This window comes from Vibrio sinaloensis (assembly GCF_000808535.1).
Lineage (GTDB): Bacteria > Pseudomonadota > Gammaproteobacteria > Enterobacterales > Vibrionaceae > Vibrio > Vibrio sinaloensis_D.
In genome coordinates this window covers 13,527-40,215 of record NZ_JWLV01000050.1, presented here as the reverse complement: position 1 = coordinate 40,215, position 26,689 = coordinate 13,527, and the positions used below count along the sequence as shown (strand labels likewise).

General features: G+C 46.6%; 22 protein-coding genes. 19 read left to right on the top strand and 3 right to left on the bottom strand.

From position 1 onward, the window contains the following. Positions 1-44: 44 nt before the first annotated feature. Positions 45-1,658, bottom strand: coding sequence for an L-aspartate oxidase (gene nadB, locus RJ47_RS20660; RefSeq protein WP_038140774.1), 1,614 nt, complete (start codon positions 1,656-1,658; stop codon positions 45-47). 408 nt (positions 1,659-2,066) lie between these two features. On the opposite strand from nadB, the gene rpoE reads away from it, so the two are divergent. From rpoE to RJ47_RS20590, 14 genes are all read left to right on the top strand, one after another. After that, positions 2,067-2,645 carry an RNA polymerase sigma factor RpoE gene (gene rpoE, locus RJ47_RS20655; RefSeq protein ID WP_005472797.1) on the top strand — a complete coding sequence of 193 codons (579 nt, stop codon included), beginning with the start codon at positions 2,067-2,069 and terminating at the stop codon, positions 2,643-2,645. A 26-nt stretch (positions 2,646-2,671) separates the two neighbouring features. Then, positions 2,672-3,307, top strand: coding sequence for an RseA family anti-sigma factor (locus RJ47_RS20650; RefSeq protein WP_038140771.1), 636 nt, complete (start codon positions 2,672-2,674; stop codon positions 3,305-3,307). Next, positions 3,304-4,269 carry a sigma-E factor regulatory protein RseB gene (gene rseB, locus RJ47_RS20645; RefSeq protein WP_038140768.1) on the top strand — a complete coding sequence of 322 codons (966 nt, stop codon included), beginning with the start codon at positions 3,304-3,306 and terminating at the stop codon, positions 4,267-4,269. Before RJ47_RS20650 ends, rseB begins: the two co-directional genes overlap by 4 nt. Next, the gene (locus RJ47_RS20640) at positions 4,266-4,736 is read left to right on the top strand and encodes a SoxR reducing system RseC family protein (protein WP_039486635.1); all 471 of its coding nucleotides are present in this window, start codon (positions 4,266-4,268) and stop codon (positions 4,734-4,736) included. The genes rseB and RJ47_RS20640 overlap by 4 nt, the downstream gene beginning before the upstream one ends. Positions 4,737-4,875: 139 nt before the next feature. Continuing rightward, positions 4,876-6,669 carry a translation elongation factor 4 gene (gene lepA, locus RJ47_RS20635; protein ID WP_038140765.1) on the top strand — a complete coding sequence of 598 codons (1,794 nt, stop codon included), beginning with the start codon at positions 4,876-4,878 and terminating at the stop codon, positions 6,667-6,669. A 105-nt stretch (positions 6,670-6,774) separates the two neighbouring features. Then, a complete protein-coding gene (lepB, locus tag RJ47_RS20630) occupies positions 6,775-7,671 on the top strand; it encodes a signal peptidase I (protein ID WP_005472889.1) in 897 nt (298 codons plus the stop codon). A 73-nt stretch (positions 7,672-7,744) separates the two neighbouring features. Continuing rightward, on the top strand, positions 7,745-8,422 hold the full coding sequence (gene rnc, locus RJ47_RS20625; protein ID WP_038140763.1) for a ribonuclease III: 678 nt from the start codon (positions 7,745-7,747) through the stop codon (positions 8,420-8,422). Next, a complete protein-coding gene (gene era, locus RJ47_RS20620; RefSeq protein WP_039478663.1) occupies positions 8,415-9,392 on the top strand; it encodes a GTPase Era in 978 nt (325 codons plus the stop codon). Before rnc ends, era begins: the two co-directional genes overlap by 8 nt. Before the next feature lie 82 nt (positions 9,393-9,474). Then, positions 9,475-10,200 carry a DNA repair protein RecO gene (gene recO / locus RJ47_RS20615; RefSeq protein ID WP_038140758.1) on the top strand — a complete coding sequence of 242 codons (726 nt, stop codon included), beginning with the start codon at positions 9,475-9,477 and terminating at the stop codon, positions 10,198-10,200. Next, positions 10,197-10,928, top strand: a complete 732-nt coding sequence (gene pdxJ / locus RJ47_RS20610; protein ID WP_005472790.1) for a pyridoxine 5'-phosphate synthase — start codon at positions 10,197-10,199, stop codon at positions 10,926-10,928. Before recO ends, pdxJ begins: the two co-directional genes overlap by 4 nt. Positions 10,929-10,931: 3 nt before the next feature. Further along, entirely contained in the window at positions 10,932-11,312 is a 381-nt protein-coding gene (gene acpS, locus RJ47_RS20605; RefSeq protein ID WP_039486633.1) for a holo-ACP synthase, read from the top strand. 144 nt (positions 11,313-11,456) lie between these two features. Next, a complete protein-coding gene (locus tag RJ47_RS20600; protein WP_072036383.1) occupies positions 11,457-12,746 on the top strand; it encodes a hypothetical protein in 1,290 nt (429 codons plus the stop codon). 10 nt (positions 12,747-12,756) lie between these two features. Continuing rightward, positions 12,757-13,167: a hypothetical protein gene (locus tag RJ47_RS20595; RefSeq protein ID WP_038140755.1), complete on the top strand. Its 411-nt coding sequence runs from the start codon at positions 12,757-12,759 to the stop codon at positions 13,165-13,167. Further along, positions 13,160-14,401 carry a GGDEF domain-containing protein gene (locus RJ47_RS20590; protein WP_039486630.1) on the top strand — a complete coding sequence of 414 codons (1,242 nt, stop codon included), beginning with the start codon at positions 13,160-13,162 and terminating at the stop codon, positions 14,399-14,401. Before RJ47_RS20595 ends, RJ47_RS20590 begins: the two co-directional genes overlap by 8 nt. A 37-nt stretch (positions 14,402-14,438) precedes the next feature. Here the strand turns inward: RJ47_RS20590 and barA are convergent, their stop codons facing one another. Then, the gene (gene barA / locus RJ47_RS20585; protein WP_039486627.1) at positions 14,439-17,228 is read right to left on the bottom strand and encodes a two-component sensor histidine kinase BarA; all 2,790 of its coding nucleotides are present in this window, start codon (positions 17,226-17,228) and stop codon (positions 14,439-14,441) included. Between the two features lie 158 nt (positions 17,229-17,386). Here barA and rlmD point away from each other — a divergent pair, with 158 nt between their 5' ends. From rlmD to eno, 5 genes are all read left to right on the top strand, one after another. Further along, positions 17,387-18,706 (top strand): 23S rRNA (uracil(1939)-C(5))-methyltransferase RlmD, encoded by a 1,320-nt coding sequence (gene rlmD, locus RJ47_RS20580; protein WP_039486624.1) that lies wholly within the window; start codon positions 17,387-17,389, stop codon positions 18,704-18,706. A gap of 69 nt (positions 18,707-18,775) precedes the next feature. Next, entirely contained in the window at positions 18,776-20,995 is a 2,220-nt protein-coding gene (relA, locus tag RJ47_RS20575; protein WP_039486621.1) for a GTP diphosphokinase, read from the top strand. A 109-nt stretch (positions 20,996-21,104) separates the two neighbouring features. After that, positions 21,105-21,911: a nucleoside triphosphate pyrophosphohydrolase gene (gene mazG, locus RJ47_RS20570; protein WP_039486617.1), complete on the top strand. Its 807-nt coding sequence runs from the start codon at positions 21,105-21,107 to the stop codon at positions 21,909-21,911. A 197-nt stretch (positions 21,912-22,108) separates the two neighbouring features. Next, a complete protein-coding gene (locus tag RJ47_RS20565; protein ID WP_005472915.1) occupies positions 22,109-23,749 on the top strand; it encodes a CTP synthase in 1,641 nt (546 codons plus the stop codon). A gap of 77 nt (positions 23,750-23,826) precedes the next feature. Then, the gene (eno, locus tag RJ47_RS20560; RefSeq protein ID WP_005472848.1) at positions 23,827-25,125 is read left to right on the top strand and encodes a phosphopyruvate hydratase; all 1,299 of its coding nucleotides are present in this window, start codon (positions 23,827-23,829) and stop codon (positions 25,123-25,125) included. Positions 25,126-25,469: 344 nt separating this feature from the next. On the opposite strand, the gene RJ47_RS20550 is transcribed toward eno, so the two are convergent. Next, positions 25,470-26,681: a multifunctional CCA addition/repair protein gene (locus RJ47_RS20550; protein WP_039486611.1), complete on the bottom strand. Its 1,212-nt coding sequence runs from the start codon at positions 26,679-26,681 to the stop codon at positions 25,470-25,472. Positions 26,682-26,689 lie beyond the last annotated feature (8 nt).

Here is a 26,689-nt window from a genome sequence, read left to right as displayed (position 1 = left end):
TAACTGATCGGCATTAGAGCACTAAGCTCCTTTTTCGTTGGCGTTTATTGAAGTTTTTCAGGCACTAAAATAGTAGGTCCACTGTTTTCTGCTTGTTCTGGATAATCCAGCGTGTAGTGGAGCCCGCGACTCTCTTTTCTTTCCATCGCACAACGCACCATTAGCTCAGCAACTTGCAGTAAGTTCCTCAGTTCTAATAGGTTATTCGACACTTTAAAGTTGCTGTAATATTCGTGAGTCTCTTGCTGAAGCAATTGAATACGACGTAGTGCTCGTTCTAAGCGTTTGTCCGTTCGTACTATTCCCATGTAGTCCCACATAAATAGGCGCAGCTCATGCCAGTTGTGTTGGATAACAACTTCTTCATCGGAGCAGCTCACTTGGCTTTCATCCCACGCAGGTAGACTTGGCGGTAAATCGGCTTGGTCTAACTTCTTGAGGATATCTTTGGCAGCAGACCAGGCGTAAACTACACACTCAAGCAGAGAGTTTGAGGCCATGCGGTTCGCACCATGCAAGCCGGTGTAGCTGACTTCGCCGATCGCATAGAGTTGCGCCAAATCGGTCTCGCCTTGGAAGTTCACCATGACACCGCCACAGGTATAGTGCGCAGCAGGAACCACAGGAATTGGTTCTTTTGTCATATCGATGCCCAAATCCAACAATCTCATATTGATGGTTGGGAAGTGTTTCTCGATAAACTCGGCCGGCTTGTGACTGATATCTAGATACATACAGTCCGCGCCCAGTCGCTTCATTTCGAAGTCGATAGCACGAGCGACGACATCACGAGGGGCCAGCTCTTCGCGTTCATCGAAGTCGGGCATAAAGCGAGAACCGTCTGGCCTCCGAAGGTATGCGCCCTCACCACGTAAGGCTTCTGTTAGTAAGAAATTGCGCGCCTCTGGATGGTACAGACAGGTGGGATGGAATTGGTTGAACTCCAAGTTTGCAACGCGGCATCCTGCTCGCCAGGCCATCGCAATACCGTCTCCTGAAGAGACATCTGGGTTGGATGTGTATTGATACACTTTGGATGCACCACCTGTTGCAAGCACAACAAATTTCGCGCGAACAGTTTCAACTTGCTCTTGGTTTCGGTTCCAAATGTAGGCGCCAACCACTTTTTTGTCATCGCCACCAATTTTGTCTTCGGTGATTAAGTCCAAGGCATTATGGCGCTCTAGCACCGTGATATTCGGGTGATTATGGACGTTGTCTTGCAGTGACGTTTGCATTGCCATGCCAGTCGCATCTGCGGCATGAAGGATACGACGATGGCTGTGTCCCCCTTCGCGGGTTAGGTGATAACGGGGTTCATCATCACTGTCGTCATCTTCACGATCGAAAGGTACACCTCCATCAATGAGCCACTGGACACATTTCTTTGCGTTTTTAGCAATGAACTCTACGGATTCTTGCTCGCAGATACCTCCACCCGCGATGAGTGTGTCTTGCACATGTGACTCGATACTGTCGGATTCATCAAAGACTGCGGCAATCCCCCCTTGCGCATAGTAGGTTGCCCCTTCACTGCGTGGCCCCTTACTTAGCACGATGACTTTGCCATGTTTTGCTACACGTAACGCCAACGATAGACCGGCTGCGCCACTACCCACCACTAACACATCACATTGATGTTCACGGTTTGCGTTCATAAAACTTTTATTTTCCCGAGTTAAATTTTACCACTGCCAACTCTGTTAAACGGCGTAACAGGACAGAAGCGAAAGAGCGATCCCGCTCTTAAATTAGTCATTGAATTGCCAATGCGACCCCCAAATCGAGGGAGCCAATCCGTTATAGTACCACCGTGCGGATGGCTTTGCATAAAGGCAATTGTTGTTAAAGGGCATTGCTTTTCTTCACTCTCATCCTCACAATCCACTCATGAGGATTATTGATACGCCATTGTGTAAAAATAGTTTGAAGATTAATTGAACTTATATTTATTCGTTAGGTCACAATAGTGCTCAAGTAAGCAGTGGTGTCAATACTACATTTTGCATAATTAATGCTCATATCTAAAAAGGTGGGAGCGAAGAACAATAGGAGTACCCGCTCGAATGAACGAGCAGCTGACCGATCAAGTGTTAATTGAGCGAGTTCAGAATGGGGATAAGCAAGCATTTAACTTGTTGGTGACTAAGTACCAAAACAAGGTTTGTAACCTTATTTCTCGTTACGTCAACAATCCTGGTGATGTACCAGACGTAGCGCAAGAAGCATTCATTAAGGCGTACCGAGCAATCCCTAGTTTTCGAGGTGAGAGTGCCTTTTACACCTGGTTGTATCGAATCGCGGTTAATACTGCTAAAAACTACATCGTGGCTCAGGGGCGTAGACCACCTGCTCAAGATGTAGATACTGAAGAAGCTGAATATTACGAAACTGGAAGTGCTTTAAAAGAAATTTCGAACCCTGAGAACTTAACGTTGTCCAAAGAATTGAAACGAGTGGTTTTCAGTGCAATCGAAGCACTTCCTGATGATTTAAAAACTGCAATGACACTTCGCGAACTTGATGGCTTGAGTTATGAAGAAATTGCAGCGGTGATGGATTGCCCTGTCGGAACGGTGCGCTCGCGTATCTTCCGTGCTCGTGAAGCGGTTGAAAAGAAAATTCAACCTCTTCTGCAACGCTAATACCAGTAATAGTAATGGTGAAAATAATGGCTGACAAAGAGAAGCTTTCAGCACTCATGGATGGAGAGTTGGTCGATAAGGCTCTGATTACCGATTTAGAGCATGACCAAGATTGCCTGCAGACCTGGAAAAATTATCATCTCATTGGAGATGTAATGCGTGGTGACGCACCGGAAAAGCCGGAGTGGAATATCGCTGAAAGTGTCGCTTTAGCGCTAGAAAACGAACCTGCTCATACGTTATTCTCTACGTCCGATTCGGTCGTGGATCTTGACAAGCATCGAGTGGAAGAATCGCAACCAACGCCTCAACAAGCGAGACGCCAGTTGCCAGCATGGCTAAACCAGTTTGGTCAAGTCGCTATGGCTGCATGTGTATCATTGGCCGTAATTTTAGGCGTCCAGCAATACGGTGGGGGAGATGCCTCAACGCCAGAGGCGGATCAACTGCCAGTGTTGCAGACTATCCCATTTGCTGGAAGTGCTGAGCCGGTGAGTTTGACCCGTGAATCGGTGGCGCATTCTAACCAAAGTAGCCAGGCGACAGTTCAGGAGCAACGACGTCGAATTAATGCGATGTTACAAGATTACGAACTACAATTGCGTTTAAACAGCGAGAGTGAATCGGTAGATAGTAATCACCCAGAAACGGTAGTTGAATGAGAAAATTTCTGTTCAGTGTGCTGACACTGTTCAGTTTGAATACAACCCCAGCCTTTGCAGAGCAAACGCCTGCAGGGGCTTTGTTGCATCAAATGAACGAAGCAAGTCAGCATCTCAATTACGAGCTGTCCTATATTCTAATCAAGAAAAACAGCATCGAACCTTTGCTTTATCGTCATGCGCGCCTAGACGATGAACAGCTTGCACACCTTGTTTATCTCAGTGGTCCTGTTCGAGAAGTGATTCGTCGCGGTGGCGAAGTGAGCTATATCGAACCAGGCGTTGAGCCTTTTACCATTGATTCTTCCAGCATGGTCGCACCGACCATACCTTTGTTAAATGCAAATATTGAAGAGTTGAGTGAGTTTTACGACTTTATTCAGGTTGGTCGAGCTCGTGAAGCGGGCACTGCATGTCAGGTGTTACGAGTGGTGCCTAAAGATGGTCTTCGTTACTCGTATGTCTTGTGGGTGGATGAAAAAAGCAAGCTACCGTTGCGAGCCGACCTTTTAGATCGTGACGGGGAAGTGCTAGAACAGTACCGGACCATTGCCTATAGCGTAAATGATCAGGTGCGTACGATTCTAAGTGGTTTGAATGACGTTAAGTTGCCGGAAGTGCTTTCGTTGCCAAAAGGGCAGCTAGAAGAGTCGTTTTGGCGTGTTAACTGGATTCCAAGTGGTTTTGAGCCTAAAGAACTCAATCGTTATCGCATGGTGAACACTGAGCGTATGGTTGAAAGCCAGATGTACAGTGATGGACTATTCAATTTCTCGGTTTACATTGCTGACAGTGACAACTTGTCTCTTAAAGGGCAGCTTGTTCGCCAAGGCCGAAGAACCTTACACAGCTTTGTGAATGGTAACCTTGAAATTTCTGTGGTGGGGGATATTCCTCCTGCAACCGCGAAGCGCATTGCACAATCTGTGGTTGTTTCAGCTCCGGAAGGTAAGACCCAATGATGACCGCGTTAGCAACGGTCTCCCATGTTACGCCTTCAGCAAAAGGGTTTGAAGTTGAGCTTGCATGTGAGCAGCAAACGAGCTGCAGCAGTTGTTCGTCACAAAAAAGTTGCGGCACCGGTATCGTTTCCAAAGCGCTCGGAAGCAAATCTTTATCGTGGCATATGCTGACCGACAAGCCAGTCAAAGAAGGGCAGGTTGTCGAGATCGGTCTACCGGAAAAGCAGTTATTGCAATCGGCTGCTGTTGTTTACCTAGTGCCACTATTCGCCCTCATTTTAGGTGCTTTTCTCGCAAACGGATGGTTAGCGCCGATGCTAGGGGCGGGAGAAGGTCTCGTCATCTTGAGCTCTACTATCTTTACAGGTGTTGGTGTTTACCTTGCCAAGCTCTGTACTCGGAAATTGGAGTCCCAGTCTTCGCAGAGAGTGACTTTGCTTAGAATACTTGGTGAGCCAATTAGCTAGTGCGAAGCGCCCAGAAATTGGGTAGAATCTGCCAACTTGATCGAAATGCCGTCAAATGACGGCATTTCTGTACCCCTCGCGCGAACTGCGGTCGGGTATCTATTGTCCCTAATTTTTAAGAGTTTAGTCACCCCAAATCATGAAGCACATTCGTAACTTTTCGATTATCGCCCACATCGACCATGGTAAGTCGACCCTATCTGACCGTTTAATCCAAGTTTGTGGTGGCCTTAGCGACCGCGAAATGGCGGCTCAGGTTCTCGATTCTATGGATCTAGAGCGTGAACGTGGTATCACCATCAAGTCGCAAAGTGTGACGCTTAACTACACTGCCAAAGATGGCGAAACGTACCAGTTGAACTTCATTGATACTCCAGGACACGTTGACTTCGCGTACGAAGTATCTCGCTCTCTAGCGGCATGTGAAGGTGCATTATTGGTTGTCGATGCTGGTCAGGGTGTTGAGGCTCAAACTCTTGCTAACTGTTACACCGCGATCGAAATGGATCTAGAGGTGGTGCCAATCCTAAACAAGATTGACCTACCAGCCGCTGATCCTGAGCGCGTAGCGGAAGAGATCGAAGAAATCGTTGGTATTGATGCGATGGAAGCGACGCGTTGTTCAGCTAAGACGGGTATTGGTGTTGACGATGTACTAGAAAACATCGTTTCGGCTATCCCTGCTCCAGAAGGTGATCCAGATGCGCCACTACAAGCGTTGATCATTGACTCTTGGTTTGATAACTACTTAGGTGTTGTTTCCTTAGTTCGTATTAAAAACGGCGAGCTCAAGAAAAACGACAAAATTAAAGTGATGAGCACGGGTCAAGTTTGGGGCGTTGACCGTTTGGGTATCTTCACTCCGAAACAAGTTGATACTGATATCTTGCGTACTGGCGAAGTAGGCTGGGTGGTTTGTGGTATCAAAGACATCTTGGGCGCGCCTGTGGGCGATACGCTGACTCTAGCGAAAAACGGCAGCGACAAGCCACTCCCTGGCTTTAAGAAAGTAAAACCGCAAGTATATGCGGGTCTGTTCCCTGTTTCTTCTGACGACTATGAAAACTTCCGTGATGCTCTAGGCAAGTTAAGCTTGAATGATGCATCACTCTTCTACGAGCCAGAAAACTCAGCGGCATTGGGCTTTGGTTTCCGTTGTGGTTTCCTTGGCATGCTGCACATGGAGATCATTCAAGAGCGTCTTGAGCGTGAGTACGACTTAGACCTGATCACCACTGCGCCAACGGTTGTGTACGAAGTGGAAGAGACTAACGGCAACATTCTGTATGTCGATAGCCCAGCTAAGCTTCCTGCTGTGAACGATATTGAAGAAATCCGTGAGCCAATCGCTCGCTGTAACATTCTTGTACCATCTGAGTACTTGGGCAATGTTATTACTCTTTGTGTCGAGAAGCGTGGCGTTCAGGTTGATATGGTGTACCACGGTAACCAAGTTGCTGTGACGTACGACATCCCAATGGCAGAAGTGGTACTGGACTTCTTCGACCGCTTGAAGTCGACGTCTCGCGGTTACGCCTCACTGGATTACAACTTCCAACGTTTTGAAGCGTCTAACATGGTTCGTGTTGATGTCTTGCTTAACGGCGATACGGTTGACGCACTCGCGATGATCACACACAAAGATCAGGCGCAGACTCGTGGCCGTCAGCTTGTTGAGAAAATGAAAGAGTTCATTCCTCGTCAGATGTTCGACATTGCTATCCAGGCTGCCATTGGCAACCACATCATCGCTCGTTCGACTGTGAAACAGCTGCGCAAGAACGTAATCGCCAAGTGTTACGGTGGTGACGTGAGCCGTAAGAAGAAACTACTGAAGAAGCAGAAAGAAGGTAAGAAGCGTATGAAGCAGATCGGTAACGTCGAACTGCCTCAAGAAGCCTTCCTTGCGATTCTGCATGTGGGCAAGGACTAGAGTTGAACTACTCTCGTTCCGGTCTGTCATAACAGGTTATGACAATAAAATAAGTGAAAGGGTCTCGGCTCTTTCACTTTCGTATTTTTGAGATAAGGGAAGTCAATGGCGAATACATTTTCACTCATTCTTGTAATTGTGACTTTGGTGACGGGCATTGTTTGGGTGTTAGAGAAGCTGGTTTTTGCAAAGAAACGCCAAGAAAAAGTGGCGGAAATCGAGGCACAAACCAACGGTTTAGATGCTGCTGTTGTTGAAAAAGTAAAAACTCAACCGTGGTGGATTGAAAATAGCGTCTCGATTTTTCCGGTGATCGCAGCCGTTCTTGTTTTGCGCTCATTCATCTACGAACCGTTTCAGATTCCATCTGGCTCAATGATGCCAACTCTACTCGTCGGCGATTTCATCTTAGTCGAAAAATACGCGTATGGTCTGAAAGACCCTGTATGGCGTACTCAACTTGTCGAGACGGGTAAACCTGAACGTGGTGATACCGTTGTATTCAAATATCCACCGCAACCAAGTATCGACTATATCAAACGTGTCGTTGGTCTGCCGGGCGATACAGTTCGCTACAACAGCAAGAAAGAAATCTGTATTCAGTCGCCAGGTGAGTCGAGCTGTAAACCAGTCAAACTTTCCAATGTCGAAGAGAGTCAATTTATCCAAAATGGCATTCCTTTGATTCAACTTGACGAAAAGCTAGGGGAAGTCGGACATCAAATCTTGGTCAATCCGCTGCGCCGCGATCGTGTTGAAGCTTATCAACCGCGCAATGGCGTCAATGAGTGGGTTGTTCCTGAAGGTCAGTATTTTGTTATGGGTGACAACCGTGACAACAGTGCTGACAGTCGCTACTGGGGCTTTGTTCCAGAAGCAAACCTAGTCGGTAAAGCTGTCGCCATCTGGATCAGCTTCGAGTTTGAGCGTGGCGAAGACAGCATTTTACCTTCTTGGATTCCAACTGGTGTTAGGTTTAATCGCATCGGTGGTATTAACTAATTTCTTATGAGTGCGGGAGTGTGTGATTCACACTCCCACCCTTTGAGAATGCAACACAAATTAATGAGAGAGCATGAATTCTCCTATTGCAAAACTAGAGAAAAAGGTTGGTTATCAGTTCAATGATGCTGAGCTAATCAACTTGGCGCTAACACATCGAAGCGCCAACGGAAAACACAACGAGCGTCTTGAGTTTCTGGGCGATTCAATTTTAAGTTTTGTCATTGCTGATGATCTTTATCACCGTTTCCCGAAAGTGAATGAAGGGGATATGAGCCGTATGCGTGCGACACTGGTTCGTGGCAATACGTTGGCTGAACTAGGTCGTGAATTCGAACTAGGAGATCACTTAAAATTAGGTCCAGGTGAGCTAAAAAGTGGCGGTTTCCGTCGTGATTCAATTCTTGCGGATGCCGTGGAGGCGATCATTGGTGCCATCTATTTGGACAGTGATATTGAGGTTGTGCGTGGCATTATCTTAAGTTGGTATCAATCGCGTCTTGATGCGATAAAGCCTGGTGTTTCGCAAAAAGATCCGAAAACTCGTCTTCAAGAGTTTCTTCAAGGTCGAAGAAAACCACTGCCAGCGTATACAGTGACTAATATTAAAGGTGAAGCACATAACCAAGAATTTACGGTTTCGTGTGAAGTAGCAGGTATTGGACAGCCTGTAATTGGTAAAGGCACCAGCCGCCGCAAGGCAGAACAAGCGGCTGCTGAATTGGCACTAGAGCAATTGACCAATGACTGATTCAACAGATAACAACGAATTTGATATCGATGCGTTTTTCTCATCGAACAACGAGCCTGCAAGCACACCAGAGAACCAACACTGTGGTTTTGTGGCCATCGTAGGTCGCCCTAATGTGGGTAAATCGACGCTTTTAAACCGTATTTTAGGTCAGAAGATTTCGATTACCTCGCGTAAACCTCAAACCACACGCCACCGAATCATGGGTGTAGACACGGAAGGGGATTACCAAGCGATCTACGTGGATACTCCTGGGCTTCACATTGAAGAAAAACGTGCTATCAACCGTTTAATGAACCGTGCGGCTAACTCATCCTTAAGTGATGTGAACCTTGTGTTCTTCCTTGTGGATGGTACGCATTGGACTGCTGATGATGAAATGGTTCTGACTAAGCTGCAGAAATCGAACTTCCCAGTCGTATTGTGTGTCAACAAAGTTGATAACGTACAAGATCGCAATGACGTCATGTTGCACATGATGGAAATGTCGAAGAAGATGGAATTTGTCGATGTGGTGCCGATCTCGGCAAAACATGGCAAAAACATTGATGTATTGCGTAAGCATGTACGCGAGCATCTGCCAAAAGCGACTCACCACTTCCCTGAAGAGTATGTGACAGATCGTTCTCAGCGTTTCATGGCTTCTGAAATTGTTCGTGAAAAACTGATGCGTTTCACTGGTGAGGAACTGCCTTACTCAGTGACCGTTGAAATCGAACGTTTTGACTACAACCCAGAAACGGATGGCTTCCACATCAATGCTCTTATTTTGGTTGAGCGTAGCGGCCAGAAAAAGATGGTGATTGGTAAAGGTGGTGAGAAGATCAAAACGATTGGTCGTGAAGCTCGCCTAGATATGGAAGAGCTGTTTGGTCGTAAGGTTTACCTTGAGACTTGGGTTAAAGTGAAGTCTGGCTGGGCGGATGACGAGCGAGCGCTCCGTTCTCTTGGCTACATTGACGATTTATAACGAGTAAGAGGCTTTGCGCTTCGCTCCGCGAAAATAGAGTAAAAGGGGCCATTGGGCTCCTTTTTTGTATTTAGAAGGTGATATGTCTGCAGAAGGCTTACAGCGTTGTTTTGTATTACATCGACGACCATACAGTGAATCGAGCCTCATTTTGGATGTGTTCAGCGAAGAGTATGGCCGCGTCACCCTGATGTCTAAGGGGGCAAGGAGTAAGCGTTCCAATTTAAAAGGCGCGCTGCAACCTTTTACGCCCTTGTTGCTGAAATGGTCGGGAAATGGCTCAATGAAAACATTGCGTCAAGCCGAGCCAATTAGCCTAGGCCTCCCACTCACAGGTATTAATCTCTATTCAGGCATGTACGTCAATGAACTGATTGGTCGAGTGCTTATGGCTGAAGTGCCGATGCCTGCACTGTTTCACGACTACCTGCATGTTTTAACCGAGCTTGCGCAATGTGATAACCCTGAACCTGCATTACGCCGATTTGAACTGGCGCTGTTATCTGCAATGGGATACGGGGTTGATTTCCTTCATTGTGCGGGGAGTGGAGAACCGATTGAGCCCACAATGACTTACCGATACCGAGAGCAGAAAGGTTTTATTGCTTCCGTTCGGTATGACAATTTAACGTTTAAAGGCGATGAACTGATCGCGATCAGCGAACGTAGATTTACCACAAAAGAACAACTTAAAGCGGCAAAACGCTTTACACGTATAGCCTTAAAGCCGTATCTTGGCGGCAAACCTTTAAAAAGCAGGGAGTTGTTTGTAGCAATGATTCCCCGAGCACGGAGTATTGGAAAATGAGCTCAATCTACCTAGGTGTTAACATCGACCATATCGCGACATTACGTAATGCACGTGGGACGAAATACCCAGATCCAGTGCATGCCGCTGAAGTTGCGGAGCGCGCTGGTGCAGACGGTATCACCATCCACCTACGTGAAGACCGCCGTCATATTAATGATAGAGATGTGCGCATTTTACGTGAAACAATTCAGACGCGTATGAATTTGGAGATGGCGGTTACGGATGAAATGGTTGAGATTGCGCTGAACACACAGCCAGAGTACGTATGCTTAGTACCGGAAAAGCGTGAAGAGTTAACGACGGAAGGTGGCCTAGATGTCGTTGGTCAGCTAGAAAAAGTCAAAGCAGCAACCCAAAAGCTATCTGAAGCAGGCATTAAGGTGTCGTTGTTCATTGATGCAGACCGTGAACAGATTGATGCGGCGAAAGCATGTGGCGCGCCATTTATTGAGTTACATACGGGTCACTACGCAGACGCAGAAACGGAAGAAGATCAGCAAGACGAGTTGAAGAAGATTGCAGCAGGTGCTAGCTATGCCGCAGACCTTGGTATCACGGTAAATGCTGGCCACGGTTTGACTTACCATAATGTTGCAGCTATTGCGGCAATCCCTGAAATCTATGAACTTAACATCGGTCACTCTATTATTGGGCGTGCGGCGTTTGACGGTTTGCACAAAGCGGTCGCCGATATGAAAGCGCAAATGGTTTTAGCACGTAAATAAGCCATGGCCATTGTAGGTTTAGGGACTGATATTGCGGAGATCGAGCGAGTTGAGAAAGCACTCGCTCGCTCAGGTGAGCCATTTGCTAGACGGATCTTGACTGACACTGAATTTGAGCGATTCAAAAGTCTCAAGCAGCAAGGTCGTTTTTTGGCCAAGCGCTTTGCAGCCAAAGAGGCGGCGTCAAAAGCTTTAGGTACGGGTATTGCCATGGGTGTGACGTTCCATGATTTCAATGTCACCAATGACCAGCATGGTGCTCCTATTCTCACTTTGAGTGATAAAGCTGCGGAATTGGCGAAGGCGAAAGGCGTGCGGCACATTCATTTATCGATATCGGACGAGCGACATTACGCAGTCGCCACTGTAATTTTTGAGCAATAAGCGACCTTAGGTCGCTTTTTTTATCGGTGATGTTTTATTTTAGTAATTGCTTTATCACACTTTCGTTGGTTATTGTTATACTTGTAAGCATAAATATAAACTATAAATTTGTAGCCTAGCGTCTAGACACAAGGACAGCAGTCTATGCCTAATAAGTTTTACAAGTTTGCAGCTCATGGTTCTTTAGTATTAAGTTTTTTGAGTTTGCCATCATTAGCACATGCAGTGGATTTGTCTTTTTCAGGCTTTGGTACTTTAGGCTATGCCTATGAAAACCAAGATGAATTGGCGTTTCGCCGCGATATAACACGTACCACTGATATCGATACAGACGGTTCATTCCGGGTCGATTCCAACATTGGAATGCAATTTGACGCGGCGTTTAACCGAGACTGGTCATTCACAACTCAGTTTCTCTTTGATCAAGGTGTCACCTATGACCTTGATGAGCTAACAGAGCTTGCTTTCATTCGCTACTCTCCGAATGCCAGTTGGGACTTTCGCGCGGGTCGGGTTGGGGTCAGCGCTTATGTTGCAGCGGACAGCCGACACATCGACTACGCTCACCTTTGGGTTCGACCTCCCCAAGAGTTATATGGCGGTATTGTTTTTAACTCACTTGATGGGATCGGCGCCACTTACTACTCCAACAACGCCTACTTCAATTGGAAAGCATCGCTAGAGTATGGTCGCAACCAAGAAGTTGGTGAGGTGCCTTTGTCCAACGAAGAGTATTCGACCGACTTAGACAATGTCGTCAGTCTCTCTTTTGAAGTGGATAAAAATGAATGGAAGTGGCAGCTCTCTTATGCTCGTGTGGGATCTTTGACTGTCAACCAAACGGGTCAAACCGAATTACTACAAAACAGTGTCGACCAATTTGCCAACAATCCAGGCGTTGCCGCGTTTTTTCCAGCAATCAGTGCCGAAGCGCTACGCACCCGTGACGCTTTGGTTGTTGAAAATGAGCAGATTCACTACTTTCAAGCCGCTGCCCTTTACTTTGACGGGTTATGGACCTTTCAAACCGAGCTTTTTAATATCGATGCTGTGCAAGACTCCATTCCGCAAGGTTATGGAGGTTATGCGTTAGTCGGGCGAACATTTGACTCCTTAACGCCTTACGCCATTTACGGTCGTTTTAAACCAAGCTCATCACCATTTCAGCAAGATGAAGATTGGAGCCAAGCTGGAGCGCAAGCGGCACAATTACAGGGAGCGACGGAAGCCGCCATCAACTCGGTTCGTATCGATCAAGAATCTTACTCAGTCGGATTACGTTGGGATGTTTCTCCTTATATTGCGCTAAAAGCACAGTATGACCACGTTAAGATCAACCCCTATGGGTATGGGCTGTGGGCTTCGACGCTGGAGACCATGGGCAGTTCGAGTCGGGTCCATTTGTTCAGCCTCAACATGAACTTTATCTTTTAGGGAGGCTGAGATGAAATATTTAAGCTTCCTCCTTCTGTTCCTATCCTCTCACACTTTCGCCGGCTTTTATGTGGTGGTGAGCGAAGAGAGTAGCATCGCCGCGTTTGATGTTGATGATATTGCGGATGTCTATCTGGGCAGAAAAAAAGTATTGGGGTCGTCATATGTTGACCAAGTGCTTGACCGAACTGGTGAAGAGCGGAGACGTTTTTTTGCCACCGTGGCGAACATGCGTGAGAGTCAGGTGAATGCGTACTGGGCAAAACTAAAATTTTCAGGAAGCATGAGGGCACCTGAAGAAGTCGATTCAACTCAAGCCTTGCTCGAAAAAGTAATAGAGAATCCACAAGCCATTGGCTACATGACAGAAAAACCGCCTGAAAACTCAGGGGTTAAGGTGGCACTTTTCATCGATGAATAAACCTAAGCTCAACTCTCTTTCCAATAAACTGCTGAAAATCATTACGATATTGGCACTTTCTTACTTGGTCGTTATTCTGTTGATAATGATTCCAGTAGGTTTTGCGCAAGCGGATAAGGAACATAAAGAGTTAGAGCAGAAGTTGGTATTGTCATTATCCGGCTCTGCCGCGATTGCATTGTATGTGAACAACGCCGAAATTGCCGATGAAGTGATCTCTGCATTATTGCTGCACGAAGAAATAGATGCGGTTCGTTTGGAGAGTGATGATGGCATTTCATTTGCGTCAAACCATCTAACGCTTGAAGAGAAAGATTTGTGGGCGCATGCGAATACTTACCGTCTTTACTCGCCTACAAATGGGGAACCGTTGGGCACTCTCTATGTCCACAACAATCACACCGCATTACAAAAAACGACCTTATCTCAAGTGTTTAATCAAGTGATGTTCGTTTTTATTCAATTTCTAGTGACGGTGATCGCGCTAACATGGGTTTTTAAGAAGATAGTCGGTAAACCCCTTGCTGAGCTATCGGAGGCAATGTACACCGCAACACCAGAGAATCCAAAGAAGATTCCCATCGATGTTGAAAACCAGAACAACGAGCTCGGCGTGGTGATTCATAGTGTGAATACCTTTATAGAAAACTCGCGCCAAGCAATTGAACGAGAACGAGAGTTACGTTCTCAAATTGAGCACTGGGAGCACTATTATCGCAACATGGCGGAGCAAGATATTCTTACAGGATTGAAGAACCGCTTAGGGTGTGAAAAGTATGTAGAGCAAGCGTCTCGCACCAGCCAATACATCGCGCTGCTGTTGATCGATTTGGATGGCTTCAAAGCCGTCAATGACACTCATGGCCACGCCGCGGGAGACCTAATATTGACTGAAATTGCCAGTCGATTCTCTGACCTACAGTCCAAGAGTAATGTACCGGGTATCGTGGGTCGTATCGGTGGTGATGAGTTTGTTATGTATCTAGTGCTTCAAAACAATGACCACAATCTACTCTCGACAGTCGCTCAGCAGGCTATTGACCTCGCCAATTTGCCTTCTGTCTATAATGGCAACTCGATTAATGTTGGCTGTAGTGTCGGGATTGCGGTACAAGCAAGTAAAGGCATAGTAATCGAGAAACTGCTACACCGAGCAGACCAAGCGATGTATCAGGTGAAGCAAGAGGGTAAGAACAGTTATCACTTCTACCGCGGAGAGCAAACTGCGCACTGAGGCATGGATAGATGCCATGCCTCAGGTTTAGGCTACGTTAGCTTTTTTTCAAATAGGGCTGCGCACTGGCGACCACTTTTTCCATTTCATCTTGTAGTTCAAGCAACTCTGGCTCTAGGTCTTCGATTTGAGTCCCTGAGCGTAATTCTTTTTCAATAGTTGCACAGACTGTTTTCAGTCTTGGTACACCGCAGTAAGAGCTACTTCCATGCAGTTTGTGCACATGATGAATCAACAGTTCAGTGTCGATGGACTCCTCTTCAAGTGCGTTGTCGACGACATCGACAACCTCTGGAATAGAGTCCACAAGCATCTGCAACATATCTTTGGCAAGATCTTCTTTGTTGGCGGATTGTTTCAATGCCGCCTGCCAATCAATGATCATATTCGAGTGTGTCGCGGTTGTGGACGCGGTCGGCTCAAACGGGTCGGGTTGAGCGGATAGATCCAATTTTTCTATTTGTGCATCTGTCGTTTGCGGGCTCCAATGCATCAACACTTGTTGTAATACGTGTTCTTCGATTGGCTTGGTTAAATAGTCATCCATGCCGGCTTTGAGTAAACGATCTCGCTCTCCAGTCATTGCATGGGCGGTTACCGCAATCACAGGGGTATTGGCGTTGAGTTGAGTCTTCTTAATCTCTTCGCAAGCGGTGACTCCGTCCATATGTGGCATCTGAATATCCATCAGAATAATATCAAAGTGACGTTCCTGAGCTTGCTTCACAGCATCAAGACCATTGGTGCAGGTAATCACATGTTCAACGCGTTCTTGGAGCAAGGCGCTAATGAGTTTCAAGTTAGCAGGGTTGTCATCGACAGCCATCACCGTCAGTGGCAATGTCTCGTCTTGAACAATGACTTCGGGCTCGATGACTGGCAAATTATCTTGATTCGCCGAGAGTGTTTGCAGTAAACGCTTACGAGACAGAGGCTTAGTAATGCAGTGAATCGGGTAAGACTGAATCAAGTCATCGGAGAGAGCCAGTGCGGTACTCGGTACGCCGACAACGACATGCGGTGCACAACGCAGAGCATGCTCAACTTGCTGCTCGACTGCGGAGGTTTCGTGTTCACGATTAGGCGCTAAGTTGAGCAGAACATAGTCGAATTGCTCAGCATCTTCCGGTAGTGCAGAGCGATAGGTCACAACCAGACCTGCTTGTACTAACTGTTGCTGGGTCACAGACGCCGCCTGCATATTTGGTTCGACCAAAAGAAGCGAGCGCTGCTTCAAGCTGTCTGTATCGACCATCTCGGTAACGGGCATATCTGTCGAGTGCAAACGCAAAGTGAACCAGAATGTAGAGCCTTGGTGAAGGCGACTGGTTAAGCTGATTTCCCCGCCCATCTGGCTGACCAGTTTTTGTGTGATGACCAAACCCAATCCTGTACCGCCATAGCGACGAGAGATACTCGCATCAGCTTGACTAAAGGCTTGGAAAAGCTGTGCTTGCTGTCGCTCAGAGATACCGATACCAGTGTCTCGAACCATAAACTGCAGCTCAACCACATCTTCTTTTTGAGAGCGCATTTCAACGCTAATGTCGATATTTCCGTGCTCGGTGAATTTGATGGAGTTGCCAACCAAGTTAGTCAGTACTTGTTGAATACGTAAGGAATCTCCGACTAGACCCGCTGGAATCTTCGGATCAATCTTCAATGTGAGTTCTAGCCCTTTTTCATGGGCGCTAGTGGCTTGCAAGCTGACCACTTCTTCAAGCGATTCTTGGAAATCAAACGGGATGCTTTCTAGTGCGAGCTTGCCGGCTTCTAGCTTAGAGAAATCCAAAATGTCGTTGATGATGTTGAGTAGATTGGTCGCTGATTTTTCAATGGTATTCAAATAATCGGTTTGGCTATTAGTCAGCTTGGTTTTTAGCATCTGACGCGTAAAGCCAATAACGCCATTTAACGGCGTGCGCAGCTCATGAGACATATTGGCTAAGAATTCAGACTTTACTCGAGCCGCTTCTTGAGCCCGTTTTTTGGCAATGTCTAACTCTACGTTTTGAATCTCAAGCTGCTCTAAAGTTTCGCGTAAATCGGAAGTCGCTTGATCGATACTGTGCTGCATCTCGACGTGATATTCCGACAGGGATACCGCCATGGCGTTGATACCGTTTTTTAACGAGTCGAGCTCACCGTGCATTTTGCCTTCGATTCGCACATCAAGGTGGCCGCGGCGAATTCGGTCGACCATATTTTTCATATGAGAAATCGGTCGCGTCACGTCATACATGAGCCGATAGGCAAAGACCGCAGAAAGTCCAAGACCAATCAGAAGAACAAGAACCGCCGAAAAAACCTCTTGGTACTGCTGAAGGCGAAGCGATGATAAGTCCAATTCGACGGCGACGTAGCCAAGTGCTGGCGTGTTTTCTTTGCCGCGATTTGTGGCAATTAGCCCAGACTCAGCAATAACGGGGGCGCGCATAATTAAGGTATTGTCACTGAGCGTGGAATTGCCCAGCAGAGGGATGGCTTCTTGTTTCGGATAAGTCAAAGACTCAAAATTCGGGTGAAAGTTAGAGGTGACAAACAATTCGTGGTTGTAGTCGAAAACCGCGATGCTTCGAACAAATTTAGAGTTCTTCCTGTGTGCGTAACTGATGATGCGTCTGACAGACTCTCGACTATTATTTTTAAGACCTTCTTCGCTGGCAATCGCGAGTGGTTCAATAATATTTAAGCCCGAGTTGTACACCTGAAGTTCAAGGTCGTGGTATCGGTTGAATGAGAAAAACGCACTGAGGAGCAATCCGATGATCAGCGTTGGCGCTAAAGTTAAGGTAATAACGCGGGCGCGTAAGCCATATCTTGTCATTATTGTCTAAACATCGTGGTGTGGATATGGGAAAATAGTCGCAATATAAAGATGAGACTGCCGAGTCCTTAAGCATAATCAACTCGGTCAGCTCACACAATGATTCAGGCACAAAAGGTGGAACCTGAACAGCAATTCGAGCAATTAAGGCACAGAGCATGGCGCGTTTTTTCCAACCAAAGAAGAAAACTCAAGTAAACACGAAGCACCAATCCGTCTTGGTCGAAAAACTCGATCACCATGGCGCTGGTATCGCCTATCAAAATAAAAAGCCCATCTTTATCGAAGGGGCGTTACCGCAAGAACAAGTCTTGGTGCAAATTACCGAAAGTAAAAGCAAATTTGCCCGCGCGAACTTGATTAAGATTCAGACCGAAAGTGCAGAGCGCATTGCGCCTTTTTGCCCCCATTATCAAGTGTGCGGTGGTTGTAATATGCAGCACCTTGGCTTGGAGAAACAACAGCAACACAAGCAGCAAACCTTGTCCCAGTTGATGCGAAAGTTTTCTGGCCAAACGACAGCACTGGAAGCGCCTTTGGTCGGTGAAGCTCTCGGTTATCGCCGACGTGCACGTGTGAGTTTGAAGGTGGATAAAAAATCGCGTCAGTTGCAGTTTGGTTTTCGTAAGAAGCAAAGCAAAGAGATCGTTAATGTGGTGGATTGTCCCGTGCTTGATGCTGGCTTAAATACGCTAATGTCACCTTTGTTCGAGCTGCTAAAAACATTCCGTCATCAAGAGAACTTGGGGCATATTGAATTGGTAAAAGGGGACAATACTCGGGTCCTTGTACTGCGCCATATGAAGGCACTGGATGGGCAAGACCAAGCGGCACTTGAGGCGTTTGCAAAAGAGCAGCAAGTCAGTTTGTATTTGATGCCGCAAAGTGATGTCTTGAATCGTGTTGTGGGTGACCAAGCACACTATTTGGAAACGGGTGTCACCATTCCATTTGAGCCAAATAACTTTATTCAAGTCAACCAAGATGTGAACCAAAAGATGGTCGAACAGGCGTTGAACTGGCTTGACTTAACTGCAGAAGATAGAGTGTTGGATCTGTTTTGCGGGCTAGGAAACTTCAGTTTACCAATGGCGAAAAAAGTGCGCTCTGTGATTGGTGTTGAAGGGGTTGATTCGATGGTGGAAAAAGCGACCCATAATGCGGAAATTAACCAGTTAGAGAATGCACGTTTCTTTCAAGCCAATTTGGAACAAGATATGTCTGGTCAGCCCTGGGCGACGGAAAAATTTGATAAAATACTGCTCGACCCAGCAAGAGCAGGGGCCAGCGGTATCGTAGATCAACTTTCTGACCTTGGAGCATCAAGAGTCGTTTATGTTTCCTGTAATCCTGCTACCCTTGCCAGAGACTCACAAAGCCTACTTAACCAAGGCTTCCAATTGAGAAAGTTAGGTATGCTGGATATGTTTCCTCACACTAGCCATCTAGAATCGATGGCGCTCTTTGTTAAAGACTGAACAAAGCCGTCGGTCGTGAGTCTGACATTGGGATAAGTCGAAGAAAAACGAAAAACTAGGACGAAAGAGATGGTTGCGGTAAGAAGCGCACATTTGAACCAAGACGAACAGTTTGAGCTAGATAAATGGATCGCGAGCCTGAATCAGGACGCCAAGATAGCAAAACGCCTCAAAGAGGTGTACCGCCAATGCGAGACCATTTTACAAGATCATGAACAAGGTCCGCTGCTGTTATGGCGTGGCCGTGAAATGATCGAAATTTTAATTACCCTTTCTATGGATAAGGCAACCCTCGTGGCTGCCTTGTTATTCCCGCTGGTATCCAGTGGTGCCTATGACCGTGAAAAGCTGGAAGAAGATTTTGGTAAAGAAACCATCAAATTAATTGATGGGGTTGAAGAAATGGCGGCGTTGGGGCAGCTCAATGTCACGATGGAAGGCAGCGCGGCTTCGACTCAGGTAGATAATGTCCGCCGTATGCTACTTGCGATGGTTGATGACTTCCGTTGCGTGATCATCAAACTCGCAGAACGTATTGCTAACCTTGTCGAAGTAAAAAAAGCGCCAGAAGAAGTGCGTCAAGCTGCCGCAAAAGAGTGTGCCAATATTTATGCGCCACTGGCTAACCGCTTAGGTATCGGTCAGTTAAAGTGGGAAATGGAAGACTATGCTTTCCGTTACCAACACCCTGAAACCTACAAGCAAATAGCGAAACAACTCTCAGAGCGACGAATTGTCCGCGAACAGTACATCAAAGACTTTGTCGATGATCTGACCGCAGAAATGAAGGCATCATCGATCAATGCAGAGGTCAGTGGTCGACCGAAACACATCTACAGCATTTGGCGTAAAATGCAGAAAAAAGGGCTCGCTTTTGATGAGCTATTTGATGTCCGAGCAGTACGTATTATTGCTGACAAACTGCAAGATTGTTACGCCGCATTAGGGGCTGTGCACACCAAATACAAGCACCTTCCGAGCGAGTTTGATGATTATGTCGCAAACCCGAAACCAAACGGCTACCAGTCGATTCACACGGTTATTCTCGGACCTGAAGGGAAAACCATCGAGATCCAGATTCGTACCAAAGAGATGCACGAAGATTCAGAACTCGGCGTGGCTGCACACTGGAAGTACAAAGAAGGGGGCGGTGGTCGCAGTGGTTACGATGAGAAGATCACATGGCTGCGTAAACTACTCGATTGGCAAGAGGAGATGTCAGACTCTGGTGAAATGCTTGACGAAGTGCGGAGCCAAGTCTTCGACGACCGAGTCTATGCCTTTACGCCACGCGGTGATGTTGTTGACCTGCCAATGGGCGCAACGCCGCTTGATTTTGCTTACCATATTCACTCTATGGTTGGTCACCGTTGTATTGGTGCCAAAGTGGCAGGACGCATTGTTCCGTTTACACACAAACTGCAAATGGGCGATCAAGTTGAAATCATTACGTCTAAAGAGCCAAACCCATCGCGCGATTGGTTAAACCCATCGACTGGCTTTGTTACCTCAGGGCGTGCACGTGCCAAGATCAACGCTTGGTTCCGTAAACAGAGTCGTGAGAAAAACCTTGAGGCAGGTCGTGAGATCTTAGAACAAGAGCTCACCAAGATTGGCGCAACACTCAAAGATGCTGAACAATATGGTCTCAAGCGTTTCAACATGAATACGCCTGATGAGCTCTATGTCGGTGTCGGCAGTGGTGATCTGCGTATCAACCAGATCATTAACCACATTAACGCCCTAGTAAACAAACCAACCGCCGAAGAGGAAGATCAGCAAGCGCTAGAGAAACTGCAAGAAGCAGAGAACAAAGCGCCTGTTCAAAGCCGTCCTAAGAAAGACGCGGTAGTGGTTGAAGGGGTCGATAACCTTATGACCCATCTCGCGCGTTGTTGTCAGCCGATTCCCGGTGATGAGATCGCGGGTTACATCACGCAAGGTCGCGGCATTTCAGTTCACCGCGCGGATTGTGAACAACTGGAAGAGCTGCGTCATCACGCACCAGAGCGGATTATTGATACGGTTTGGGGCAGCGGTTTTGTTGGTTCATACATCCTCACCGTTCGTGTGGAAGCAATGGAGCGCGGCGGTTTACTCAAAGATATCACCACACTGTTTGCCAACGAAAAGATCAAAGTCACCAGTATGAAGAGCCGCGTCGATTATCGTAAACAGCTCTCCATCATGGACTTCGATTTGGAAGTAACCAACATTGAGATTCTCCAGCGCGTATCGAAGCGTGTTGAACAGATTAAAGATGTCATGTCGGTCAAGAGATTGGGATAGTTTCCAGCTCAGGTAATAGATAGATAACCTAAAGGTGAGTGGTTTTGGCTGCTCACCTTTTTATTTGAATGACAGTGCTTTAGATAGAAGGTTTAAAGGAAGAAGAAATATGAGCCATCCAATTGAGCAGTTAGAGCAAATCATGGCGCAGCTTCGTGACCCAGAAAATGGTTGTCCATGGGACCGACAGCAGAGCTTTGACACTATTGTCCCGCACACCATTGAAGAGACCTATGAAGTGGTCGATGCGATTCACAATCGCGACTGGCCAAATCTCAAAGAAGAGCTTGGCGATTTGCTGTTTCAGGTAGTTTTTTATAGCCAGCTAGCCAAAGAGCAGGGGTTGTTTGACTTTTCAGAGGTTGTGGAAACTGTAAATGAGAAACTGACACGTCGTCATCCGCATGTGTTTTCCGATGTGGAGTTTGCGTCAGATGAAGAAATTAAGGCCAACTGGGAAGCCGAAAAAGCAAAAGAAAAAGCAGAAGTAGGCAAAACAGAGCAAAGTATCCTAGACTCAATACCAAATTCTCTACCAGCTCTTTCTCGTGCTACAAAGATCCAGAAAAAATGCGCGAAATTCGGCTTTGATTGGGATTCGTTAGGACCTGTTGCAGAGAAAGTTCACGAAGAGATAGATGAAGTCATGGACGAAGCGCTTCAAGTCGATGTAAATCAAGACAACCTAGAGCTAGAAATCGGTGATTTACTCTTTGCAACGGTGAATTTAGCTCGTCATGTACAGGTTAATCCAGAAGCCGCTTTGAGCAAAGCCAACTTAAAATTTGTGCGCCGCTTTAAAGCCGTTGAGGGAAAGGTCGCGGAGCAGAATAAAGCGTTACAAGACTGTTCGTTGCAAGAGTTGGACGAGCATTGGAACCAGATAAAGCGAGAAGAGAAAAGGTCTGGGCAGTAGATTCAGCGAAATGGGACAAGATTGACTCAACTATGTTTTGTGTGAGTTTGTTCTGTTCATGCAGTTTGATTTGAAGCAAAAAATAAAAAATTGCAGTGTGATAGATTTCACGTTGTGGCGGTTAAGGGCTTCTGGTATATTTATATCCCGTCCAGAAGAAATCCATTTTCCCTCATTCAACCAATTTCAGGTTAAACATGACGACAAATTACATTTTTGTTACTGGCGGGGTTGTATCCTCTCTAGGTAAAGGTATTGCAGCAGCATCTCTTGCGGCTATTCTAGAAGCTCGTGGTCTTAAAGTGACTATGATGAAGCTTGACCCTTACATTAACGTTGACCCAGGCACTATGAGCCCAACTCAACACGGTGAGGTGTTCGTCACGGAAGATGGCGCTGAAACTGACCTTGACCTTGGTCACTACGAGCGATTCATTCGCACCAAGATGACTAAGCGCAACAACTTCACTGCAGGTCGTGTTTACGCTGACGTTCTACGTAAAGAGCGTCGTGGTGATTACCTAGGTGCAACCATTCAGGTTATCCCACACATCACTAACGCTATCAAAGATCGCGTGATCGCTGGCTCTGAAGGCCACGACGTAGCTATCGTTGAAGTCGGTGGTACGGTTGGTGATATCGAATCTCTACCATTTATGGAAGCTATCCGTCAGCTAGCTGTAGAACTTGGCCGTGAGCGCGCTATGTTCATGCACCTGACCTTAGTTCCTTACCTAGCGGCGGCGGGTGAAGTGAAAACTAAGCCGACTCAGCACTCGGTAAAAGAGTTGCTATCTATCGGTATCCAGCCAGACATCCTTGTTTGTCGTAGCGATCGCATGATCCCTGCGAACGAACGTAAGAAGATCGCGCTTTTCTGTAACGTACAAGAAAAAGCGGTTATCTCGATGAAGGACGTAGATTCAATCTACAAGATCCCTCAACTCATCAAATCTCAAGGTTTAGACGACCTAGTATGTTCTCGCTTTGGCATTACTGCTCCTGAAGCAGATCTGTCAGAATGGGAACAGGTTATCTACGAAGAAGCGAACCCAACCGCTGAAGTGACTATCGGTATGGTTGGTAAGTACATCGAACTTCCAGATGCTTACAAATCAGTAAACGAAGCGCTTAAGCACGCAGGTCTTAAGAACCGTCTAAGCGTTAAGATTAAGTACGTTGATTCTCAAGATGTAGAGAGCAAAGGCGACGAAGCACTTGCAGGTCTTGACGCAATCCTAGTTCCAGGTGGCTTCGGCGATCGTGGTGTGGAAGGCAAGATCATGGCGGCGAAATACGCTCGTGAGAACAAAGTCCCTTACCTTGGCATCTGTCTAGGCATGCAAGTAGCACTGATCGAATACGCGCGCAACGTTGCGGGTATGGAAGGTGCTCACTCAACAGAATTTAACAAAGAGACGAAGTACCCAGTGGTTGGTCTAATCACTGAGTGGGTTGATGGCGAAGGTAACGTTGAAGAACGTACCGAGAAGTCAGATCTTGGTGGTACTATGCGTCTTGGTTCACAGCTATGTCACCTAGAGAAAGGAACGAAAGCTCGTGAACTATACGGTAGCGCGACAATTCATGAGCGTCACCGCCACCGTTACGAAGTGAACAACAACCTTCGTCCGCAGATTGAAAAAGCAGGCCTGAAAGTATCGGGTCTATCTGCAGACAAGAAACTGGTAGAAGTGATTGAGAACCCAGCTCACCCTTGGTTTGTAGCGGCTCAGTTCCACCCAGAGTTCACTTCAACACCTCGCGATGGTCACCCACTGTTTGCAGGTTTCGTGAAAGCGGCTGGTGAATACCAACGCGGCGAATTAGAGAAGTAAAGGATACGGGCAGTAGCGTTAGTTGTGCTGCTGCCCTTAATTTTGACATTATATATTCAACGAGAAGGAAACATTCAATGTCTAAGATCGTTAAAGTTCTAGGTCGTGAAATCATCGATTCACGTGGTAACCCAACTGTAGAAGCTGAAGTACACCTAGAAGGCGGTTTCGTAGGTATGGCTGCTGCTCCATCTGGCGCATCAACTGGTTCACGTGAAGCTCTTGAGCTACGTGACGGCGACAAAGCTCGTTTCCTAGGTAAAGGTGTTCTTAAAGCTGTTGAAGCTGTAAACGGCGAAATCGCTGAAGCTCTAGTTGGTAAAGACGCTAAAGACCAAGCTGCAATCGACGCTATCATGATCGAGCTAGACGGTACTGAAAACAAATCTAAGTTCGGTGCTAACGCAATCCTAGCGGTTTCTCTAGCTAACGCTAAAGCTGCAGCAGCAGCTAAAGGCATGCCTCTATACGAGCACATCGCTGAGCTAAACGGCACAGCTGGTCAGTTCTCTATGCCTCTACCAATGATGAACATCATCAACGGTGGTGAGCACGCAGACAACAACGTTGACATCCAAGAGTTCATGATCCAACCAGTTGGTGCTAAGACTCTTAAAGAAGGTCTACGTATCGGTGCAGAAGTATTCCACAACCTAGCTAAAGTTCTTAAGTCTAAAGGTTACAGCACTGCAGTTGGTGACGAAGGTGGTTTCGCTCCTAACCTTAAGTCTAACGCTGAAGCTCTAGAAGTTATCGCAGAAGCTGTTGCTGCTGCTGGTTACGAACTAGGTAAAGACGTTACTCTAGCTATGGACTGTGCTGCATCTGAGTTCTTCGACAAAGAAGCTGGCATCTACAACATGAAGGGCGAAGGTAAAACTTTCACTTCTGAAGAGTTCAACCACTACCTAGCTGAGCTAGCTAACCAATTCCCAATCGTTTCTATCGAAGACGGTCTAGACGAGTCTGATTGGGCTGGCTTCAAGCACCAAACTGAACTACTAGGTGACAAGCTTCAACTAGTAGGTGACGACCTATTCGTTACTAACACTAAGATCCTTGCTGAAGGTATCGAGAAAGGCGTAGCTAACTCTATCCTTATCAAGTTCAACCAAATCGGTTCTCTAACTGAGACTCTAGCTGCAATCAAGATGGCTAAAGACGCAGGTTACACAGCAGTAATCTCTCACCGTTCTGGCGAAACTGAAGATGCAACTATCGCTGACCTAGCGGTAGGTACAGCTGCAGGCCAAATCAAAACTGGTTCTATGAGCCGTTCTGACCGTGTTGCTAAGTACAACCAACTTATCCGTATCGAAGAAGCTCTAGGTGCTAAAGCTCCTTTCAACGGTCTAAAAGAAGTTAAAGGTCAATAATTCCTAACGAATTATTAGCTTAAAGCTTTAATGAATGCCTCACTTTTTAGTGAGGCATTTTGCGTTTAAGGCTCTAAGAGCTTTTAGAGCTCAGAGAACGATGAGTCGTTCTGACCGTGTTGCTGCTATACCTAAAAGAAAGCAACCAACTAATCCGTATCGAAGAAGCTCTAGGTGCTAAAGCTCCTTCTTTTTACAACAAAAGCGGTCTTAAAGAAGTTAAAGGTCAGTTCAATTCTTAGTTGAATTTAGCTGATTGTAGCTTTAAAAAACGCCTCCGATTTCGGAGGCGTTTTTGTTTGTGTTATTCCTTAGAGCGACGTTGGTGAGACTAGGGAATCTCCTTAAGCCTCTCGAATAGCCTCAACTCTACGCTTTTCCATCTCAATGCGGATATCCGCGCCTTTAAAGCCATCTTTGATAATGTCTTGCACATTCACAGTCAAAGCCGCTTTGTAAGCTTGCTCAAAAATCGCCTTCTGAGGATAGTCGATGCTTTCGAAGCCAGTTCGACCGCGGCTGTCTGCCATACAGCAAATCAGGATGTCTTGTAAGCGCTCCGGTTTACGCCACACATCAAACTTATTGAGCACTTTGAGCTTGGTCTCAGGGCGAAGCTCGGCTGCGCGATGAATATTGGAGTGCTGCTCACAGACCATTAAAGCTAAATCACGATACTCATTGGGTACACGCACACGGTCACAAAGTTTCTTGATTAGCTTTAGACCAGTGTGGCAGTGCATCTTATGGCTAGGCCATTCTGATTCTGGCGTGATTCCTTTTCCTAAGTCATGAACTTGAGCGGCAAAACGCACTGGTAGAGAATCACTCAAAAGGGCTGCTTGCTCAGCAACCATCAAGGTATGAATACCGGTGTCGATCTCAGGGTGCCATTTCTCAGGCTGAGGGACACCGAATAGGGCGTCTAGTTCAGGAAGCACAACTTTTAAGGCGTCACAGGTTTTGAGTACTTGAAGGAAAATATGGGGACTTTGGGTTGAAAGGGATTTATGCCATTCCTGCCAAACACGCTCCGGAGTGAGGTGTTCAAGCTCGCCTGATTGGGCAATTTTTCTCATTAATTCAATCGTTTCGTCGGCGACAGTAAAGCCTAAATGCGCCAACTTTGCAGCAAAGCGAGCAACACGGAGGACGCGTAAAGGATCTTCGGTAAAGGCCTCTGAGACGTGGCGTAAAAGGCGATCTTGGAGATCTTGTTGTCCATTATAGGGATCGATGATCTTGCCGCTTGGATCTTGTGCCATCGCGTTAATCGTTAGGTCTCGGCGAAGCAAATCTTCTTCGAGAGTGACATCCTGTGCAAAGTAGCATTCAAATCCCGTATAGCCAGCACCTATTTTTCGCTCAGTACGTGCTAGCGCGTGTTCTTCTTTGGTTTTTGGGTGAAGAAATACGGGGAACTCTTTCCCAACCGCAGTAAAGCCTTGTTCGAGCATCTGTTCTGGTGTCGAGCCGACGACGACCCAATCTCTATCATAAACGTCGATATTCAGCAGTTGATCGCGAACTGCCCCACCTACAAGGTATCTTTGCACTAAAGCCT

Coding starts and splice junctions, on each gene's coding strand:
- nadB (WP_038140774.1), bottom strand. CDS start 1,658: ATGAACGCAAACCGTGAACATCAATGTGATGTGTTAGTGGTGGGTAGT.
- mazG (WP_039486617.1), top strand. CDS start 21,105: ATGAGCCATCCAATTGAGCAGTTAGAGCAAATCATGGCGCAGCTTCGT.
- rseB (WP_038140768.1), top strand. CDS start 3,304: ATGAGAAAATTTCTGTTCAGTGTGCTGACACTGTTCAGTTTGAATACA.
- pdxJ (WP_005472790.1), top strand. CDS start 10,197: ATGAGCTCAATCTACCTAGGTGTTAACATCGACCATATCGCGACATTA.
- acpS (WP_039486633.1), top strand. CDS start 10,932: ATGGCCATTGTAGGTTTAGGGACTGATATTGCGGAGATCGAGCGAGTT.
- recO (WP_038140758.1), top strand. CDS start 9,475: ATGTCTGCAGAAGGCTTACAGCGTTGTTTTGTATTACATCGACGACCA.
- rpoE (WP_005472797.1), top strand. CDS start 2,067: ATGAACGAGCAGCTGACCGATCAAGTGTTAATTGAGCGAGTTCAGAAT.
- RJ47_RS20595 (WP_038140755.1), top strand. CDS start 12,757: ATGAAATATTTAAGCTTCCTCCTTCTGTTCCTATCCTCTCACACTTTC.
- era (WP_039478663.1), top strand. CDS start 8,415: ATGACTGATTCAACAGATAACAACGAATTTGATATCGATGCGTTTTTC.
- eno (WP_005472848.1), top strand. CDS start 23,827: ATGTCTAAGATCGTTAAAGTTCTAGGTCGTGAAATCATCGATTCACGT.
- RJ47_RS20640 (WP_039486635.1), top strand. CDS start 4,266: ATGATGACCGCGTTAGCAACGGTCTCCCATGTTACGCCTTCAGCAAAA.
- RJ47_RS20650 (WP_038140771.1), top strand. CDS start 2,672: ATGGCTGACAAAGAGAAGCTTTCAGCACTCATGGATGGAGAGTTGGTC.
- rlmD (WP_039486624.1), top strand. CDS start 17,387: ATGGCGCGTTTTTTCCAACCAAAGAAGAAAACTCAAGTAAACACGAAG.
- RJ47_RS20590 (WP_039486630.1), top strand. CDS start 13,160: ATGAATAAACCTAAGCTCAACTCTCTTTCCAATAAACTGCTGAAAATC.
- rnc (WP_038140763.1), top strand. CDS start 7,745: ATGAATTCTCCTATTGCAAAACTAGAGAAAAAGGTTGGTTATCAGTTC.
- relA (WP_039486621.1), top strand. CDS start 18,776: ATGGTTGCGGTAAGAAGCGCACATTTGAACCAAGACGAACAGTTTGAG.
- barA (WP_039486627.1), bottom strand. CDS start 17,228: ATGACAAGATATGGCTTACGCGCCCGCGTTATTACCTTAACTTTAGCG.
- RJ47_RS20600 (WP_072036383.1), top strand. CDS start 11,457: ATGCCTAATAAGTTTTACAAGTTTGCAGCTCATGGTTCTTTAGTATTA.
- lepA (WP_038140765.1), top strand. CDS start 4,876: ATGAAGCACATTCGTAACTTTTCGATTATCGCCCACATCGACCATGGT.
- lepB (WP_005472889.1), top strand. CDS start 6,775: ATGGCGAATACATTTTCACTCATTCTTGTAATTGTGACTTTGGTGACG.
- RJ47_RS20565 (WP_005472915.1), top strand. CDS start 22,109: ATGACGACAAATTACATTTTTGTTACTGGCGGGGTTGTATCCTCTCTA.